The organism is Phenylobacterium sp. (assembly GCF_036563285.1).
Lineage (GTDB): Bacteria > Pseudomonadota > Alphaproteobacteria > Caulobacterales > Caulobacteraceae > Phenylobacterium.
The window spans coordinates 1-15,370 of the sequence record NZ_DATCMR010000006.1; the positions used below are offsets into that span (position 1 = coordinate 1).

Genomic DNA, 15,370 nt, shown 5'->3' on the forward strand with positions numbered 1-15,370 from the left:
CGGGCGGAGCTTGATCTCCTTGATCTCCACCACCTTCTGCCGCTTGCGCGCCTCGTTCTTCTTCTTCTGCTCCTGGAACTTGAACTTGCCGTAGTCCAGGATCTTGCAAACGGGCGGATCCGCGTTCGGGACGATCTCCACGAGGTCGAGACCGGCTTCCTCGGCGGCCTCGATGGCGGCGGAGGTGGGCATCACGCCCTGCTTCTCACCGTGCTGGTCGATGAGCAGGACGCGGGGGACGCGGATATCTTCGTTCATGCGCGGACCGTCTTTGACGGGCGGCGCTTGCATGGGGCGGCGAATAGGCGGGGCTCCGATAGCTGTTTCAACACAGAACGCCGGCGCGCTTGTAGGCGCTCCGGTCACTCTTAACCAGTATATGCGGGAGGGTTACTGCTCTATCAAGCCGAGGCTGGGGCCGGAGCCAGCGAAAGCGCCGTTTGCGCCACTTTCGCAACAGCCAGTTCGGAGAGACTCTGGGCCTGCAGGATCTCCACCTTGCCCCGCGGCGCCGACAGCGCCGGGTCCGACGCGCCGGAGAACAGCACCACCGTGGGCGCGCCCGCGGCGGCGGCCAGGTGCAGCGGTCCGGTGTCGTTGCCGACCGCCAGGGCGGCCTTGGTCGCCAGGACCGCGATCCGCTGGAAGTCGGTGCGTCCGGTCAGGTCGCGCGCCCTGGGCACGCTGCGCTGGATGGCGTGCGCCAGGCTCGACTCGGCGGGGCCGCCGATGATCACCACGTCGAAGCCGCGGCTGTAGAGGATGCGGCAGAGCTCCGCGTAGTTCTCCACTGGCCAGCGCTTCTCCGGCCGGTGCTGGGAGCCGCCGGGCACCACCATCACATAGGGCTTGGGCCGAACGCCGCCCGGGACGGGCCGGTCCGACGGCGCAGCCTTCCAGATCCACGATAGGTCCGGCCCCGGCGCCGTGCCCGGAGCCGTCGGGGCGTCGGGCCAGATGCCGGCGTACATCAGCTGGTCGGCGTGGCGCTCCAGGGTATGCATGTGGTCGCGCAGCTTGTTCCTGTGCGGCATGGAACAGCCCAGCGCGATGCCGGACCACGGCGGCGGGCTCGGCCGCAGCAGCTGGAAGATGCGGTTCGACTGGGCGGAGGTCTGCAGGTCGTAGACGCGGTCGTAGTTGGCGGCCTTCAGCCGCTTCCGAAGCTCCATCCACTGGCCGAAGCTCTCCGGCCGGCCGTCGGTGTGCACCGCGTTGAAGTAGGGGCAGGTCTTGGCCAGTTCGAGGAACGGCGGGGTGGTGAGCAGGCTGATGTGATCCTTGGGGTGCGCCTCGCGGATTTTCTTCATGGCCGCCAGCGCCAGGACGAAATCGCCCAGCGCGCCCAGCTTGATGACCAGGATCTTCTGCACCTTGCGAGCCATCAGGCGCGGGCCTCCAGCACCCGTTCATAAGCCCAAAGGGTCGCTTCGCACATCGCGTCCACCGAATAGAGGGAGCGGGCGCGATTTGCCCCAGCCTGCCCGATCTCCAGGCGCTTGCCGGGCCCCAGGTCGATGGCGCGGCCCATGGCGTCGGCCCAGGCCTGCGCGTCGCCCGGCGGGACGAGCCAGCCGGTCACCCCGTCAACCACGGTCTCGGCGGTGCCGCCCTCATCGGAGGCGATCACCGGGCGGCCCATGGCCTGCGGCTCCACCGCCGCGCGGCCGAAGCTCTCGGGGACCAGGGTGGGCAGGATGGCGACATCGCAGAGCAGGTAGGCGGCCGGCATGTCGTCGCAATGGCCGACGAGCTTCACGTCCTCGCCGAGCCCCGCCTGGGCGATGGCGGTGTTGAGCTCCTCGCGGTAGCCGGTGCGGCCCTGGTCGTCGCCCGCGAAGAGGACCAGGAAGTCCTGCCGCCCCTGCGCCTTCAGCCGCGCGGCGGCCTCGATGATCGTCAGGTGGCCCTTGATCCGGGTGAGCCGGCCGGCCAGCAGGATCTTCGTCCGGCGCTCGTCCGGCGCGATGCCCCAGCCGGTCCGCAGCGCGTCGACACGGTCCGAGGTCACCCACGACGGCGTGAAGCGCTTCAGGTCCACGCCCCGCGGGATGGTCACCACCCGCTCCGGGTCGATCTGGTGCTCGGCCAGGATGTGGGCGCGCGTGTAGTCCGAGTTGGCGATCACCAGGTCGCCGCGGGTCATCACGGCATTGTACCAGCGCTTCAGGCTCGACTTGGCCTTGTAGACACCGTGGTAGGTCGCCACGAACGGCGTCTTTGTCATGTGCGCCGCCCACAGCGCCGAGAAGGCCGGCGCCCGGCTGCGGGCATGGACGACGCTCACCCGCTCGCGGCGGATCAGGTCGACGAGCCGAGAGGCGTTGCCCAGCATCACCAGCGGGTTCTTCGATTGCACCGGCATCTCGGCGAGCCGGCCGCCGTCCGCCTCCAGCCGCGAGGCCATGCGCCCGCCGCGGGCGGCCACCAGCGCCTTGCCGCCCGCCGCCACGACCGCATGGGCGACGTCGATGGTGGTCTGCTCGGCCCCGCCGGTCTCGAGCTCCGGGATGACCTGCAGCAGGGTGAAGTCAGGAGGCAGCGCCACGCCCCTGCATACCGCGAAACGGGAGTCGGTAAAGGCTCGCCGCTGACGCATGTGGATGGGCGCGCTAAGAGCGGGGGATGAGCGAGACGAGCGGCTTCCTTGAACGGCCCGACGGCCAGCGTATCGCGTGGCGCCGCGTGGAGGGCGCCGGGCCCACGGTGGTGTGGCTCGGCGGGTTCAAGTCGGACATGGCCGGGACCAAGGCTCAGGCCCTCGCCGGCTGGGCGCTCGCCGCCGGCCGCGCCTATGTCCGCTTCGACTATTTCGGGCACGGCGAGTCCTCCGGCGCCTTCGTGGACGGGACCATCACCCGCTGGCGCGAGGATGCGCTCGCCGTCCTCGACGAGCTGGTCCGGGGAGACGTGGTGCTGGTGGGCTCCTCCATGGGCGGCTGGATCGCCGGCCTAGTGGCCATGGCCTGGCCCGAGCGCGTGAGGGCTATGGTGCTGATCGCGCCCGCGCCGGACTTCACCGAGAAGCTGATGGCGCCGGAGATCCCGCCGGAAGGCCTCGCCGCGCTGAAGGCCGACGGCGTCTGGCTCCGGCCGTCGGAGTACGGCGATCCCTATCCGATCTCGCGGACACTGCTGGAGGACGGCGCGCGCTGGTCGATCCTTGAGGCCCAGCCGATCCCGATCGACTGCCCGGTCCGCGTTCTGCAGGGCGGCGAGGACCCCGACGTGCCCTGGCGCCACGCGCTGGAGTACGCCCACGGCATGAAGAGCGCGGACGTGGTCTTCACCCTCATCAAGGACGGCGACCACCGGCTGTCGCGGCCGCAGGACATCGCGCGCCTGCTTGCCGCGCTCCAGGAGGTCTGCGCCTGAGCCCGCTGCTCGCCGGGCTGTGGCGTTCGGCTCCCCTCCTGCTCGCGGTCACCATGCTCTTCTGGGCGGGTAATTCGATCGCCGGCAGGGCGCTGGCCGACGAGGCCGCGCCCATCGCGCTGGCCTTCTGGCGCTGGGTCCTGGCCCTGGTGCTGGTGACGCCGGTGGCGTGGCCGCACCTGAAGCGCGATCGAGCCGAGCTTCGCCGCCGGTGGCGCATGATCCTGGCGCTGGCGGTGACCGGCGTGGGCGCATTCGGGGCGCTGCTCTACGTGGGGCTGCAGTACACGACGGCGCTGAACAGCATCCTCATGCAGGCCGCCATTCCGCCGCTGGTGATGCTGTTCGCCTGGCTGGCGCTGCGGGAGCGGACGACGCGGGGGCAGCTCGCGGGGGTCCTGCTGTCGCTGCTGGGCGTGCTGGTGGTGATCTCGCGCGGGCGGCCGTGGGCCCTGCTCGAGGTGGAGCTGAACGGCGGCGACGCGCTCGTGTTCACGGGCGTGGTGCTCTACGCCGTCTATTCGCTGCTGCTGCGCCGGCGGCCGGACGTGCATCCGCTGAGCCTGCTGTGGGCGACGTTCACGGCCGCGGCGATTTTGCTGGCGCCGGCCTATGCCCTGGAGATGGCGAGCGGCCGCCAGATGCCGCCGACGCCAGCGGTGCTCCTGGGTCTCGGCTATGTGGCCGTCTTCCCGTCCTTCCTGGCCTACCTGTTCTTCAACCGCGGCGTGGAGCTGATCGGCTCGGCGCGGGCGAGCCAGTTCCTGCACCTGCAGCCGGTGTTCGGCGCCGTGCTCGCGGTCCTCCTGCTCGGGGAGACGTTCCACCTGTTCCACGCGGCCGGCGTGGCGCTGATCTTCAGCGGCATCGGGCTCGCCGCCTGGGCGCAGCGGCGGGTCAGCCGCCGCCCTCCAGGATCGCCCTGAGGCCTTCGCGGTAGGTCGGATAGGCCGGGCGCCAGCCGAGCTCGGCCTTGGCGCGGGCGTTCGAGACGCGCTTGCTCTCGGCGTAGAAGCGTAGGGCGGCGGGTGACAGCGCCGCCTCGGCGAGCGGGACCTCCGGCGGCGGCGCCACGCCCAGCAGGCGGGCCGCATAGGCGATGACGTCGGGGTTCGGCGCCGGCTCGTCGTCGCAGAGGTTGTAGATGCCGCCGGCCCTTGGCCGCGCGATGGAGGCCTCCAGGCCCGCCGCCAGGTCCTCGACGTGGACCCGGGAGAACACCTGGCCGGGGGCGGCGATGCGGCGGGCGTTGCCCGCGCGCAGGCGGTCCAGCGCCGAGCGGCCCGGTCCGTAGATCCCCGGCAGCCGGAACACCGTCACCGTCAACCCCATGCCACGGCCGACCTCCAGCCAGTCCCGCTCCGCCGCCACGCGCCGCGCACCTTCGAGCGACTGGGCCGCCAGGCGGCTGGCCTCGGTCACCCAGCCGCCGCGGCGGTCGCCGTAGACGCCGGTCGTGGAGAGGTAGCCCGTCCAGTCCGGGAACGCCTGGGCGCGGGCCAGGGCCGGTACGAGCGCCGCCAGGCCGAGACAGCCCTCCGGCGTCGGCGGCGCGGTGACGAGCAGGGCCTGGGTGTCGGCGAGCTCGTCGGCGATGCGGCCCTGGTCGTGGACATGCAGGGCGGTCACGCCGTCCGCCGCCAGCGGGGCGGGGTCCTGCCGATAGGTGGCCGCCACGCTCCAGCCCTTCGCCGCCAGCCGCCTGGCCAGCGCCCGTCCTGCGAAGCCGTAGCCGAAGAGGAAAAGCTTCAAACGCTATTCCGCTGCCACGGCGCCGGCTTGGCTGGCCGCCGTCGCCGCCGCGCGTTCCGCATTCCAGACGCTGACGCAGGGGATCTTGGAGAGGTCGGCGCGGCCGGCGAACTCGCGGGCGATCTCCGCCACCTCCAGGAGCAGGCCTTCCTCCAGGGTGATGGGCTCGAGGCCGTAGGAGAGCAGGCGCCGGTTCTCGACCAGGAGGTCGTTCTCGTCGGCCTCCTGGCGGGGATTGGGCAGGTGGGCGACGGCCGCGCCGGTGAGCCTGGCGACCATCTGGGCGAGCTCGCGGACGCGCCAGCATTCGGTCATCTGGTTCATCACCTTGACCCGCTCGCCCCGCTGCGGCGGGTGGGCGAGCGCCAGCTCCACGCAGCGGACGGTGTCCTGGATGTTGATGAAGGCCCGCGTCTGGCCGCCGGGTCCGTGGACGGTGAGCGGATAGCCGACGGCGGCCTGCATCAGGAACCGGTTCAGCACCGTCCCGTAGTCGCCGTCGTAGTCGAAGCGGTTGATCAGCCGCGGGTCGAGCCGGGTCTCGGCGGTCTGGGTGCCCCAGACGATGCCCTGGTGCAGGTCGGTGATCCGAACGCCATCGTTCTTGGCGTAGAACTGGAAGAGCAGGGCGTCCTGGGTCTTGGTCAGGTGGTAGATCGAGCCCGGATTGGCGGGATAGAGGATCTCTCGTGGCTGCCAGCCGTCCGGCGTCTCCACCTTCACGGTCAGGTAGCCCTCGGGGATCGCCATCCCCGCCGTGCCGTAGCCGTAGACGCCCATGGTGCCCAGGTGGACCAGGTGGACGTCGAGGTCGCTCTCCACGATGGCGGCCAGGATGTCGTTGGTGGCGTTGAGGTTGTTGTCGACGGTGTAGCGCTTGTGGCGGGCCGTCTTCATCGAATAGGGCGCCGCGCGCTGCTCGGCGAAGTGGACGACGGCGTCTGGCCGCCAGGTGCGGACCAGCGCCAGCAGGCCGTCGTAGTCCTTGCCGACGGTGAGCTCGTGGAAGCCGATGGTGCGGCCCGACACCTCCGCCCAGGCCGCCAATCGCTCGTGCATGGCGGCGATGGGCGTCAGCGAGCCGGCGCCCAGCTCCTCGTCGATGCGGCGGCGCGAGAGGTTGTCCGCGATGGCGACCTCGTGGCCGCGGGCCGACAGATGGAGCGCGGTCGGCCAGCCGCAGAATCCGTCGCCGCCCAGCACAAGTACGCGCATCACCCCTCCAGGCTGCGCCTCCCCCTTGCAAGGGCTAGCGCAGGAGGGCGGCGTTCGCCAATACCTAGAGCAGTTCCCGGATCGCCTCCCGGGCGGCGTCGGCCAGTTCCGGACGGCGCAGGGCGAAGGCGACGTTGGCCCGCAGGAGCCCGATCTTGTCGCCGCAGTCGTAGGTGGTCCCCTCGTATTCGAGGGCGTGGAAGTCCCGCCGCTTCATCAGGTTGGCCATGCCGTCGGTCAGCTGGATCTCGCCGCCGGCGCCGCGCTCCTGGGTCTGCAGGACCTCGAAGATGTCGGGCTGCAGGATGTAGCGGCCGGAGATGAAGAGGTTGGAGGGCTCGGTGCCCGGCCTGGGCTTCTCCACCATGCCTGTCATGCGGTTCAGTCGGCCGTCCTGGCCGTCCAGGGCCACGATCCCGTACTTGTGGGCCTCGCCCTCGGGCGCCGGCTCCACCACCACGATGTTGCCCCCCACCTTCTCGTAGGCCGCCACCGCCTGCGCCAGGGCCGGCGGATCGGCGGCCATCAGCATGTCCGGCAGCATCACCGCGAAGGGCTCGTCGCCGATGATGTCCCGGGCGCACCACACCGCGTGGCCGAGGCCCAGGGGCGCCATCTGGCGCACGAAGCTCATCTGGCCGGGCTCCAGCACGTCGCGGCGGACGTCGGCCAGGATGTCCAGCTTGCCCTTGGCCTCCAGCGCGTCTTCGATCTCGGGCATGCGGTCGAAGTAGTCCTCGATCGCGCCCTGGCCGCGGCCCACGATGAACACGAAATGCTCGATGCCCGCCGCGCGGGCCTCCTCGACGATGTAGGACAGGATCGGTCGGTCCACGACGTTCAGCAGGTTCTTCGGCGTCGTCTTGGCCCCGGGGAGCACCCGGGTGCCCAGCCCCGCCACCGGCAGCACCGCCTTACGTACGCGCTTCGTCGCCATACCAGCCCTCCAAATGCGGGGCCCGACCTAGACGACGCTCCAGGGGAAATCCACAGCTTGCGCGACAAAAATTCGCGTCTTGAGCACGATCACGATTTCGCGACTTCACCGATCCGTGTATGACTCGCGCGTCGGGGGGATAGTCCTCCAGGGGAGCCTACTCATGAAACTTCGTATGATCACTTCGGCCGTCGCCGCTGTCGCCCTCGCTGCGACCCTGTCGGCTTGCCAACAGAAGCAAGAAGAAACCCCGGCCGCCACCGGCACCGCCGCGGACGCCTCGGCGACCGCTCCGGCCGCTGACGCCGCCGCGACCACGCCTCCGGCTGACGCCGCTGCGACCACCTCCACCACCACGACCGACACGACCGGCGCTGCGGCGACCGCTCCGGCGGACGCCGGCGCGACCGGTTCCATGTCGTCCACCACGACGACCACGACCCCGGAAAAGAAGTAAGCTTCTTCTCCAGTCGTAGGACTGAGAATGCGAACGGCCGCCCTCCGCAGGGCGGCCGTTTTGCTGTCCGCTATTCGACGGTGACCGACTTCGCCAGGTTGCGCGGCTGGTCCACGTCGGCGCCCTTCTGGACGGCGACGTAGTAGGCGAGCAGTTGGATGGGCGGCGCGTAGACCAGCGGGTGCAGGAACGGGTCGCAGGTGGGCCCGACGATGACCCGGGCGTTGGCGGGCGCGTTCTTTGCGCCCTCCGTGTCAGTGATCAGGATGATCGGTCCGCCCCGGGCCGCCACCTCGCTCATGTTGGAGACCGTCTTTTCAAACAAGGGATCGGACGGAGCGATGACGATCACCGGCGTCGCCTCGTCGATCAGGGCGATGGGTCCGTGCTTGAGTTCGCCGGCGGCATAGCCCTCGGCGTGTATATAGCTGATTTCCTTGAGCTTCAGCGCGCCTTCCAACGCCAGCGGGAAGAGGGCTCCGCGACCGAGGTAGAGCACGTCGCGCGCCTTGGCGAGCTCCGGCGCCAGCGCGCGGATCTCGTCCTCGAGCTGGGCGGCGTCCGCCAGCAGGCGCGGCGCCTCGAGGAGCAGCTTCGACAGCCTCTTCTCCTCCATGGCGTCGATCCGCCCGCGCGCGGCCGCGGCGGCCACCGCCAGCGCCATGAGCGCCGCCACCTGGCTCGTGAAGGCCTTCGTCGAAGCCACTCCGATCTCCGGCCCGGCGTGGGTCGGGAACAGCACGTCGGCTTCCCGCGCCATGGTGCTTTCGTGGACATTCACCACCGCAGCGGTGGTCAGCCCCTGCTGCTTGCACCAGCGGAGCGCCGCGAGCGTGTCGGCCGTCTCGCCCGACTGGGAAACCGCGATGGCGAGGGTCTTGGGCGACACCGCCGGCTGGCGATACCGGAACTCCGAGGCCACCTCCACGTCGCAGGGGAGGCCGGCCAGCCGCTCGAACAGGTAGCGGGCGATGGAGCCGGCGTAGCTGGCGGTGCCGCAGGCCACGATCTGGATGCGGTCGAAGGCCGCCAGATCCACCCCGCCGGGGGCCTGAACCTTGCCCGTGGTGGGATCGATGTAGGCCGACAGGGTATGCTGGCAGGCGTCCGGCTGGTCGTGGATCTCCTTTTCCATGAAGTGCCGGTAGTTGCCCTTCTCGACGAGGGCGGCGGACGCCGCGACGGTGCGCACCGGCCGCTGCACCGGTTGGCCGGTCTCGTCGAAGATCCGCGCCGTCTTGTGGTCGATGGCGACGAAATCGCCTTCGTCCAGATAGGCTATGCGGTTGGTGAACGGGCCCACGGCCAGGGCGTCCGAGCCGATGAACATCTCCCCGTCGCCGTACCCCACGACGAGCGGGCTGCCGCGGCGGGCGCCCATCACCAGGGCGTCTTCGCCTTCGATGAGGACACCGATCGCGTAGGCGCCGGTCAGCTGGTCCAGGGTGGCCTTCATCGCCTCGATCGGCGGCTTCTTCTCGAGCTCGCAGTCCAGCAGGTGGGCGATGACCTCCGTATCCGTCTCGCTTTCGAAGGTGCGCCCGCGCCTTGTCAGGGAGTCGCGAAGCTCGGCGTAGTTTTCGATGATCCCGTTGTGCACCAGGGTGACGCGGCCCGCCTTGTGCGGGTGCGCATTGGTCTCAGAGGGCGCGCCGTGGGTGGCCCAGCGGGTGTGGCCGATGCCGACCTTGGCGTTGAGCGGCTCGGAGGCCAACACCTCCTCCAGGGCGCGGATCTTGCCCTTGGCGCGGCGGCGCTCGACCTGGCCATCGACACAGCCCGCGATGCCGGCCGAGTCATAGCCCCGGTACTCCAGGCGCTTCAGGCTCTCGATGAGCCGGTCCTGGACAGGGCTTTCGCCCACGATGCCGATGATGCCGCACATGTGGCTCTGGCTTCCCTTGAAATATCAGGCAAGAAAACTTGGCTTCCGCCATAACGCGGCGGATTTAGCATCGGCTAAGCTCCAGGATCGTAAATCTGGGTTTCTGATCGTTTCGAGAGCAATCCATGAGCAAGCGCGCCTATTTCGGCACAGACGGCATCCGCGGTCAGGCCAACCGCCATCCCATGACGGCGGAAGTGGCTCTGCGCGTGGGGATGGCCGCAGGCAAGCTCTTCATGTCGAAGGACGACCGCCGCCACCTGGTGGTGATCGGCAAGGACACCCGCCTGTCCGGCTACATGATCGAGCCGGCCCTGGTCGCCGGCTTCACCAGCGTGGGCATGGACGTGCGCCTGTTCGGGCCGCTGCCGACCCCCGGCGTGGCCATGATGACCCGCAGCTTGCGCGCCGACCTGGGCGTGATGATCTCGGCCTCGCACAACCATTTCGCCGACAACGGCATCAAGCTGTTCGGCCCCGACGGCTACAAGCTGTCCGACGAGCGCGAGCTGGAGATCGAGGCCCTTATGGACGAGGGGCTGCAGGAGCGCCTGGCGCCGCCGCAGGGGCTCGGCCGCGTGCAGCGGATCGATGACAGCCAGGCCCGCTACGTCGAGATCGCCAAGGCCACATTCCCGCGGGGGCTGTCGCTGTCGGGCATGCGGGTGGTGATCGATTGCGCCAACGGCGCCGCCTACAAGGTCGCGCCCGAGGCTCTCTACGAGCTGGGCGCGGAGATCATCAGGGTCGGCGTCGAGCCAAACGGCTTCAATATCAACGAGGAAGTGGGCTCCACCCAGCCTGCCGCCATGCAGAAGGCGGTGAAGGACTACCGTGCCGACATCGGCATCGCGCTGGACGGCGACGCCGACCGGCTGGTGATCTGCGACGAGAAGGGCCAGGTCGTCGACGGCGACCAGATCATGGCGCTGATCGCCGACAGCTGGGCCAGGCGCGACAGGCTCACCGGCGGCGGGGTGGTGGCCACGGTGATGTCGAACCTCGGCTTGGAGCGCTACCTGAAGGCCCGCAACCTGAAGCTCGAGCGGACCCAGGTCGGCGATCGCTACGTGATGGCCCGCATGCGCGAGGGGGGCTTCAACCTGGGCGGCGAGCAGTCCGGCCACATCATCATGACCGACTTCTCCACCACCGGAGACGGCCTGCTGGCCGCCCTTCAGGTGCTGGCGGTGCTGAAGGAGAGCGACAAGCCGATGAGCGCCCTCGCCCGCCAGTTCGAGCCCGCGCCGCAGAAGCTGGAGAACGTCCGTTTCGCCTCCGGCAAGCCGCTCGAGAGCGACCAGGTGAAGGCCGTGATCAAGGACGCCGAGGAGAAGCTCAACGGATCGGGCCGCATCGTCGTGCGCGCCTCGGGGACCGAGCCCTTGATCCGCATCATGGCCGAGGGCGACGACGAGAAGCTCGTCAGCCAAGTGGTCAAGGAGATAGTGGGCGCGGTGAAGAAGGCGGCGGCCTGAACCTCGTGAACCTGTCGGCCGAGAGCGTCTCGAAGCGCCGCAAGTCGCCCGGCTGAGCTGTTCTGCAAACCTGCATAACAGCCCTGCAAACCCGCGCCTTGGCTCCGTGTACGGCCTAGCTTAAGGACCCGCGCTCCGCGAACGGCGCTCCTGAAAACCGCCGGCGCGCACCATCGAGCTAGGGGATTTCCATGAAGCGCGTCATCCGCTGGGCCGGCCTTGGGCTGGCCGGCCTGGTCACCGTCGTCCTGTTCGCCGGCCTGGGCGCCTTCGCCGCCAGCGAGGTGCTGTTCCGCCGCTCTTACCCCAAGGCGGAGACCCAGCTGGTCGCCGCCCGCGATCCCGGCGCGGTCGAGCGCGGCCGCCGCGTGGCCCTGATCAACGGCTGCCACGACTGCCACGGCAAGGACCTGGACGGCCGCATGTTCCACGACGAGATGCCGATCTTCCGCGGCTACGGCCCCAACCTTACCCTGGCCGCCGCCGAGCAGAGCGATGGCGAGCTGGACAGCGCCATCCGCCACGGCGTGGCCGCCGACGGCCGCAGCCTGTGGATCATGCCGTCCGAAGCCTTCGCCGAACTGACCGACCAGGAGACCTCCGACCTGCTCGCCTACATCCGCAGCTTCCCGGTGAAGGGCGAAGAGCAGCCGCGCAGCCAGATCGGGCCCGTCGGCCGCCTCGGCCTGATCCTCGGCAAGTTCCACTCCGCCCCGCAGATGCTGCGGCTCGACGCCGACCGCTACCGGCCGGACCTGGGGCCCACCTACGCGAAGGGCCGCGAGGTCGCCCGGGCCTGCACCGAGTGCCACGGCAAGGACCTGCGCGGACGCGAGGCGCTGAAGGCGCCGGACCTGGACGTCGCCGCCGCCTATTCTCCGCAGGACTTCGCAACGCTGCTGCGCACCGGGGTCCCGCCCACCGGCCGCGACCTCGGCCTCATGTCCGGCGTGGCGCGCGATCGCTTCTCGCACCTGTCGGACGACGAGGTCGCGGCGCTCTACGAGTACCTGCGCGCGCGGGCGGACAAGGGCGTGTGACCGGAACGAAGCGCGACTAGGCGGATTGTGAACATGGTGTAATAATTCGGAATCACGTCCCCGCCGCTCGACCGGCGGGGATGAACGAGGAGGAAACATTTGCGTCGCAACCTCGCCTTTGGCGCAGGTGCGGCGGGGCCGATGGGCCGGAGCATCAGCTCCGTGGCCTGCCTGGCCTTCGTCGTCGCCTTGGCCGTCGCCTTCTGGGCCGGCGTCGTCTGGATCGCCCAGGCTCTCGTGGACACCGGCTATTTCGGGCTGGGCTAGGCCCGACCGACGCTCGTGTACCTGAACCCGCGGGCCCGCATGTCGTCGGGCTTGTAGATGTTGCGCAGGTCGATCAGCACCGGCGCGTTCATCAGCAGCTTGATCCGATCGAGGTCGAGCGCCCGGAACTGATCCCATTCCGTGATGATCACCAGGGCGTCGGCGCCCTCGGCCACGGCGTAGGGATCCTCCTTGAACTCCACATCCTTCAGCATGTGGCGGGCCTCGCCCATCCCTTCGGGGTCGAAGGCCTGCACCTTCGCGCCGCGGGCGGCCAGCGCCGGCACGATGTCGAGGCTCGGCGCGTCGCGCATGTCGTCGGTGTTCGGCTTGAAGGTCAGCCCCAGCACTCCGATCGTCTTGCCGGCCAGGTCGTCGCTCTCGATGGCGCGCACGACCTTCTCGGCCATCGCCTTCTTGCGCTCGTCGTTGACCTTCACCGTGGTTTCGATGAGGTCCACCGGCGCGCCGGCGTCCCGAGCCGTGCGCACCAGCGCCAGGGTGTCCTTCGGGAAGCACGAGCCGCCGTAGCCGGGCCCGGCGTGCAGGAACTTGCCGCCGATGCGGTTGTCCAGTCCGATGCCCTTGGCCACGTGCTGAACGTCGGCCTCCACCGCCTCGCAGAGGTCGGCGATCTCGTTGATGAAGGTGATCTTCATCGCCAGGAAGGCGTTCGCCGCATACTTGATCAGCTCGCTGGTCCGCCGGCTCGTAAACACGATCGGCGTCTCGTTCAGATAGAGAGGCCGGTAGAGCTCCCGCATCACTTCACGGGCGCGGTCATCGTCGGTGCCGACCACCACGCGGTCCGGCCGCTTGAAGTCCTCGATGGCCGCGCCTTCGCGCAGGAACTCCGGGTTGGACACCACGGCCACGTCGGCGTCGGGCCGCACGCGCTTGAAGATCTTCTCGATCTCGTCGCCGGTGCCCACCGGCACGGTCGACTTGGTGACCACGACGGTGAAGCCGTCCACCAGGCCCGCGATCTCCTCGGCCGCAGCATAGACGTAGGTGAGGTCCGCATGGCCGTCGCCACGCCGCGACGGCGTGCCCACCGCGATGAACACCGCGTCCGCGTTCTTCACGGCGTCCGCCGCCTCGGTGGAGAAGAACAGCCGGCCCGCCTTGACGTTGTCGGCCACCAGCTTGTCGAGGCCCGGCTCGTAGATCGGGATGCCCCCGCCCTGCAGGCGCTCGATCTTGCCCGCATCCTTGTCGATGCAGGTCACGGTGTGGCCGAAGTCGGCGAAGCAGGCCCCGCTCACCAGGCCCACATAGCCGGTGCCGATCATCGCAACGTGCATCTAGTCCGATCCCCAAGTCTCGCTGGCGCGCCTTTGGCACGCGGCGCAGGCGTAAACAACCGCCCGCCGTGTCGCGGCGGGACAGTGTGGCGGGCGGGCAGCAAGTCCCGCGCCGTCAGATCTCCTGGTTGTAGGCCCCCACCTGCGGCCGCTTGGCGAGGCGGGGCTTCACCTCCTCGCGGAAGAGGGCGCGCATGTCCTCCTCGGACTGCTGGCTCTCCACCACCACCACGATCTCGGGCTTGTTCGAGGAGGCGCGCACCAGCACCCAGGAGCCGTCCTCGAGCGCCACCCGCACGCCGTTGACGGTGATCAGGTCGGTGATCCTGCGCCCCAGGATCGAGCCGCCGGACTTGTGGAGCTCCTGGTATTCGCGGACCACGTCCTCGACGACGCCATACTTCTCCTCGTCGGCGCAGTGCGGGCTCATGGTCAGCGAGGTGTGGGCGACGGGCAGGGCCTTCTTGAGGTCCGAGAGCTTCTTGCCCGGGTTGCGGTCCAGCATCGCCAGGATGGCCGCGGCCGCCACGATGCCGTCGTCGTAGCCGCGCCCGATCGGCGGATTGAAGAAGAAGTGGCCGGACTTTTCGAAGCCGGCGAGCGCCCCCAGCTCGGCGGTTTTGCGCTTGATGTAGGAGTGGCCGGTCTTCCAGTAGACGGTGTTCGCCCCGTTCGCCTTCAGCACCTCGTCGGTGGAGAACAGGCCGGTCGATTTCACGTCGACCACGAAAGTGGCGTCCTTGTGCAGCTGGGAAAGGTCGCGGGCCAGCATCAGGCCGATCTTGTCGGCGAAGATCTCCTCGCCTTCGTCGTCGACCACGCCGCAGCGGTCGCCGTCTCCGTCGAAGCCCAGGCACAGGTCGGCGCCATGCTCGCGGACGGCCTTGGCCATCTCGGAGAGCATGTGGTGGTCCTCGGGGTTGGGGTTGTACTTCGGGAAGGTCCAGTCGAGCTCGCAGTCCATCTCGATGAGCTCTGCGACGCCCATGGCCCGCAGCGCCTCCGGGGCGAAGGCGCCGGCCGTGCCGTTGCCGCAGGCGGCGATCACCTTCAGCGGGCGGGTGATCTGCGCGCGGGTCGCGGCGTCGGCGATGTAGCGGCCCTTCACGCCGTCGACGTGTGCGACCGACCCGCCGGGACGCTGCTTCCACTGGCCGCCCAGCACGATCTCCTTCAGCCGGCCCATCTCGTCGGGGCCGAAGGTCAGCGGGCGCTGCGCGCCCATCTTCACGCCCGTCCAGCCGTTCTCGTTGTGGCTGGCCGTCACCATGGCCACGCACGGCGCGTCGAGGTCGAACTGGGCGAAATACGCCATCGGCGAGGTGGCCAAGCCGATGTCCAGCACCTCGCAGCCCGCCGCCACCAGGCCGATGGTGAGCGCCTGCTTGATGGACAGCGAATAGGACCGGTAGTCGTGGCCGACCACGATGCGGGTCTGACCCAGCTCGTGGATATAGGTCCCCAGCCCAAGGCCGAGCGCCTGGACTCCCAGCAGGTTGATCTCCGGACCGAACAGCCAGCGCGCGTCGTATTCGCGGAAGCCCGTCGCCTTCACCAGCGGCTGGGTCTCGAAGTCGAACGTGTTGGGGACGAGGTCGGCTCGTGGCGCGGGCAGCATCGGAACTCCGGGTCTACGGCGGGTGGTGTCTTACTGTCGGGA

15 protein-coding genes are annotated in these 15,370 nt (G+C 69.4%); 6 read left to right on the forward strand and 9 right to left on the reverse strand.

Annotated elements, in window-relative coordinates; genetic code table 11:
• The 3 genes from infC to VIL76_RS04700 form a co-directional block, all read right to left on the reverse strand.
• The coding region (gene infC, locus VIL76_RS04690) for a translation initiation factor IF-3 (protein ID WP_332043839.1) at positions 1-291 on the reverse strand (291 nt) is incomplete at its 3' end.
• Positions 292-401: 110 nt separating this feature from the next.
• A complete protein-coding gene (locus tag VIL76_RS04695) occupies positions 402-1,385 on the reverse strand; it encodes a glycosyltransferase family 9 protein (RefSeq protein WP_332043840.1) in 984 nt (327 codons plus the stop codon).
• The gene (locus VIL76_RS04700; RefSeq protein ID WP_332043841.1) at positions 1,385-2,548 is read right to left on the reverse strand and encodes a glycosyltransferase family 4 protein; all 1,164 of its coding nucleotides are present in this window, start codon (positions 2,546-2,548) and stop codon (positions 1,385-1,387) included. The genes VIL76_RS04695 and VIL76_RS04700 overlap by 1 nt, the downstream gene beginning before the upstream one ends.
• Positions 2,549-2,625: 77 nt before the next feature.
• Here VIL76_RS04700 and VIL76_RS04705 point away from each other — a divergent pair, with 77 nt between their 5' ends.
• Together VIL76_RS04705 and VIL76_RS04710 are read left to right on the forward strand one after the other, a co-directional pair.
• A complete protein-coding gene (locus tag VIL76_RS04705; protein ID WP_332043842.1) occupies positions 2,626-3,375 on the forward strand; it encodes an alpha/beta hydrolase in 750 nt (249 codons plus the stop codon).
• 38 nt (positions 3,376-3,413) lie between these two features.
• Positions 3,414-4,301 carry a DMT family transporter gene (locus VIL76_RS04710; protein WP_332044533.1) on the forward strand — a complete coding sequence of 296 codons (888 nt, stop codon included), beginning with the start codon at positions 3,414-3,416 and terminating at the stop codon, positions 4,299-4,301.
• On the opposite strand, the gene VIL76_RS04715 is transcribed toward VIL76_RS04710, so the two are convergent.
• From VIL76_RS04715 to VIL76_RS04725, 3 genes are all read right to left on the reverse strand, one after another.
• A complete protein-coding gene (locus tag VIL76_RS04715) occupies positions 4,273-5,127 on the reverse strand; it encodes an SDR family oxidoreductase (RefSeq protein WP_332043843.1) in 855 nt (284 codons plus the stop codon). The genes VIL76_RS04710 and VIL76_RS04715 overlap by 29 nt on opposite strands.
• A gap of 3 nt (positions 5,128-5,130) precedes the next feature.
• Complete coding sequence (locus tag VIL76_RS04720) at positions 5,131-6,342, reverse strand: NAD-dependent epimerase/dehydratase family protein (RefSeq protein ID WP_332043844.1); 1,212 nt, start codon at positions 6,340-6,342, stop codon at positions 5,131-5,133.
• Positions 6,343-6,406: 64 nt separating this feature from the next.
• On the reverse strand, positions 6,407-7,279 hold the full coding sequence (locus VIL76_RS04725) for a UTP--glucose-1-phosphate uridylyltransferase (RefSeq protein ID WP_332043845.1): 873 nt from the start codon (positions 7,277-7,279) through the stop codon (positions 6,407-6,409).
• Positions 7,280-7,442: 163 nt separating this feature from the next.
• Between VIL76_RS04725 and VIL76_RS04730 the strand changes: the two genes are divergently transcribed.
• Complete coding sequence (locus VIL76_RS04730) at positions 7,443-7,736, forward strand: hypothetical protein (RefSeq protein ID WP_332043846.1); 294 nt, start codon at positions 7,443-7,445, stop codon at positions 7,734-7,736.
• 70 nt (positions 7,737-7,806) lie between these two features.
• Here the strand turns inward: VIL76_RS04730 and glmS are convergent, their stop codons facing one another.
• Positions 7,807-9,621, reverse strand: a complete 1,815-nt coding sequence (glmS, locus tag VIL76_RS04735) for a glutamine--fructose-6-phosphate transaminase (isomerizing) (RefSeq protein ID WP_332043847.1) — start codon at positions 9,619-9,621, stop codon at positions 7,807-7,809.
• 125 nt (positions 9,622-9,746) lie between these two features.
• On the opposite strand from glmS, the gene glmM reads away from it, so the two are divergent.
• The 3 genes from glmM (at position 9,747) to VIL76_RS04750 (ending at position 12,406) form a co-directional block, all read left to right on the forward strand.
• Positions 9,747-11,099 carry a phosphoglucosamine mutase gene (gene glmM / locus VIL76_RS04740; protein WP_332043848.1) on the forward strand — a complete coding sequence of 451 codons (1,353 nt, stop codon included), beginning with the start codon at positions 9,747-9,749 and terminating at the stop codon, positions 11,097-11,099.
• A 191-nt stretch (positions 11,100-11,290) separates the two neighbouring features.
• Positions 11,291-12,139 (forward strand): c-type cytochrome, encoded by an 849-nt coding sequence (locus VIL76_RS04745; protein WP_332043849.1) that lies wholly within the window; start codon positions 11,291-11,293, stop codon positions 12,137-12,139.
• Positions 12,140-12,238: 99 nt separating this feature from the next.
• Positions 12,239-12,406, forward strand: a complete 168-nt coding sequence (locus VIL76_RS04750) for a hypothetical protein (RefSeq protein ID WP_332043850.1) — start codon at positions 12,239-12,241, stop codon at positions 12,404-12,406.
• Here VIL76_RS04750 and VIL76_RS04755 read toward each other — a convergent pair.
• Both VIL76_RS04755 and VIL76_RS04760 read right to left on the reverse strand, forming a co-directional pair.
• Complete coding sequence (locus VIL76_RS04755) at positions 12,403-13,710, reverse strand: UDP-glucose/GDP-mannose dehydrogenase family protein (RefSeq protein WP_332043851.1); 1,308 nt, start codon at positions 13,708-13,710, stop codon at positions 12,403-12,405. The genes VIL76_RS04750 and VIL76_RS04755 overlap by 4 nt on opposite strands.
• 115 nt (positions 13,711-13,825) lie before the next feature.
• The gene (locus VIL76_RS04760; RefSeq protein ID WP_332043852.1) at positions 13,826-15,328 is read right to left on the reverse strand and encodes a phosphomannomutase/phosphoglucomutase; all 1,503 of its coding nucleotides are present in this window, start codon (positions 15,326-15,328) and stop codon (positions 13,826-13,828) included.
• Positions 15,329-15,370 lie beyond the last annotated feature (42 nt).

What these genes read in the sequence shown, in the direction of transcription:
- VIL76_RS04720 (WP_332043844.1), bottom strand. Translation starts at nt 6,342, where the DNA reads ATGCGCGTACTTGTGCTGGGCGGCGACGGATTCTGCGGCTGGCCGACC.
- VIL76_RS04725 (WP_332043845.1), bottom strand. Translation starts at nt 7,279, where the DNA reads ATGGCGACGAAGCGCGTACGTAAGGCGGTGCTGCCGGTGGCGGGGCTG.
- VIL76_RS04745 (WP_332043849.1), top strand. Translation starts at nt 11,291, where the DNA reads ATGAAGCGCGTCATCCGCTGGGCCGGCCTTGGGCTGGCCGGCCTGGTC.
- VIL76_RS04760 (WP_332043852.1), bottom strand. Translation starts at nt 15,328, where the DNA reads ATGCTGCCCGCGCCACGAGCCGACCTCGTCCCCAACACGTTCGACTTC.
- glmS (WP_332043847.1), bottom strand. Translation starts at nt 9,621, where the DNA reads ATGTGCGGCATCATCGGCATCGTGGGCGAAAGCCCTGTCCAGGACCGG.
- VIL76_RS04705 (WP_332043842.1), top strand. Translation starts at nt 2,626, where the DNA reads ATGAGCGAGACGAGCGGCTTCCTTGAACGGCCCGACGGCCAGCGTATC.
- VIL76_RS04755 (WP_332043851.1), bottom strand. Translation starts at nt 13,710, where the DNA reads ATGCACGTTGCGATGATCGGCACCGGCTATGTGGGCCTGGTGAGCGGG.
- VIL76_RS04695 (WP_332043840.1), bottom strand. Translation starts at nt 1,385, where the DNA reads ATGGCTCGCAAGGTGCAGAAGATCCTGGTCATCAAGCTGGGCGCGCTG.
- VIL76_RS04730 (WP_332043846.1), top strand. Translation starts at nt 7,443, where the DNA reads ATGAAACTTCGTATGATCACTTCGGCCGTCGCCGCTGTCGCCCTCGCT.
- glmM (WP_332043848.1), top strand. Translation starts at nt 9,747, where the DNA reads ATGAGCAAGCGCGCCTATTTCGGCACAGACGGCATCCGCGGTCAGGCC.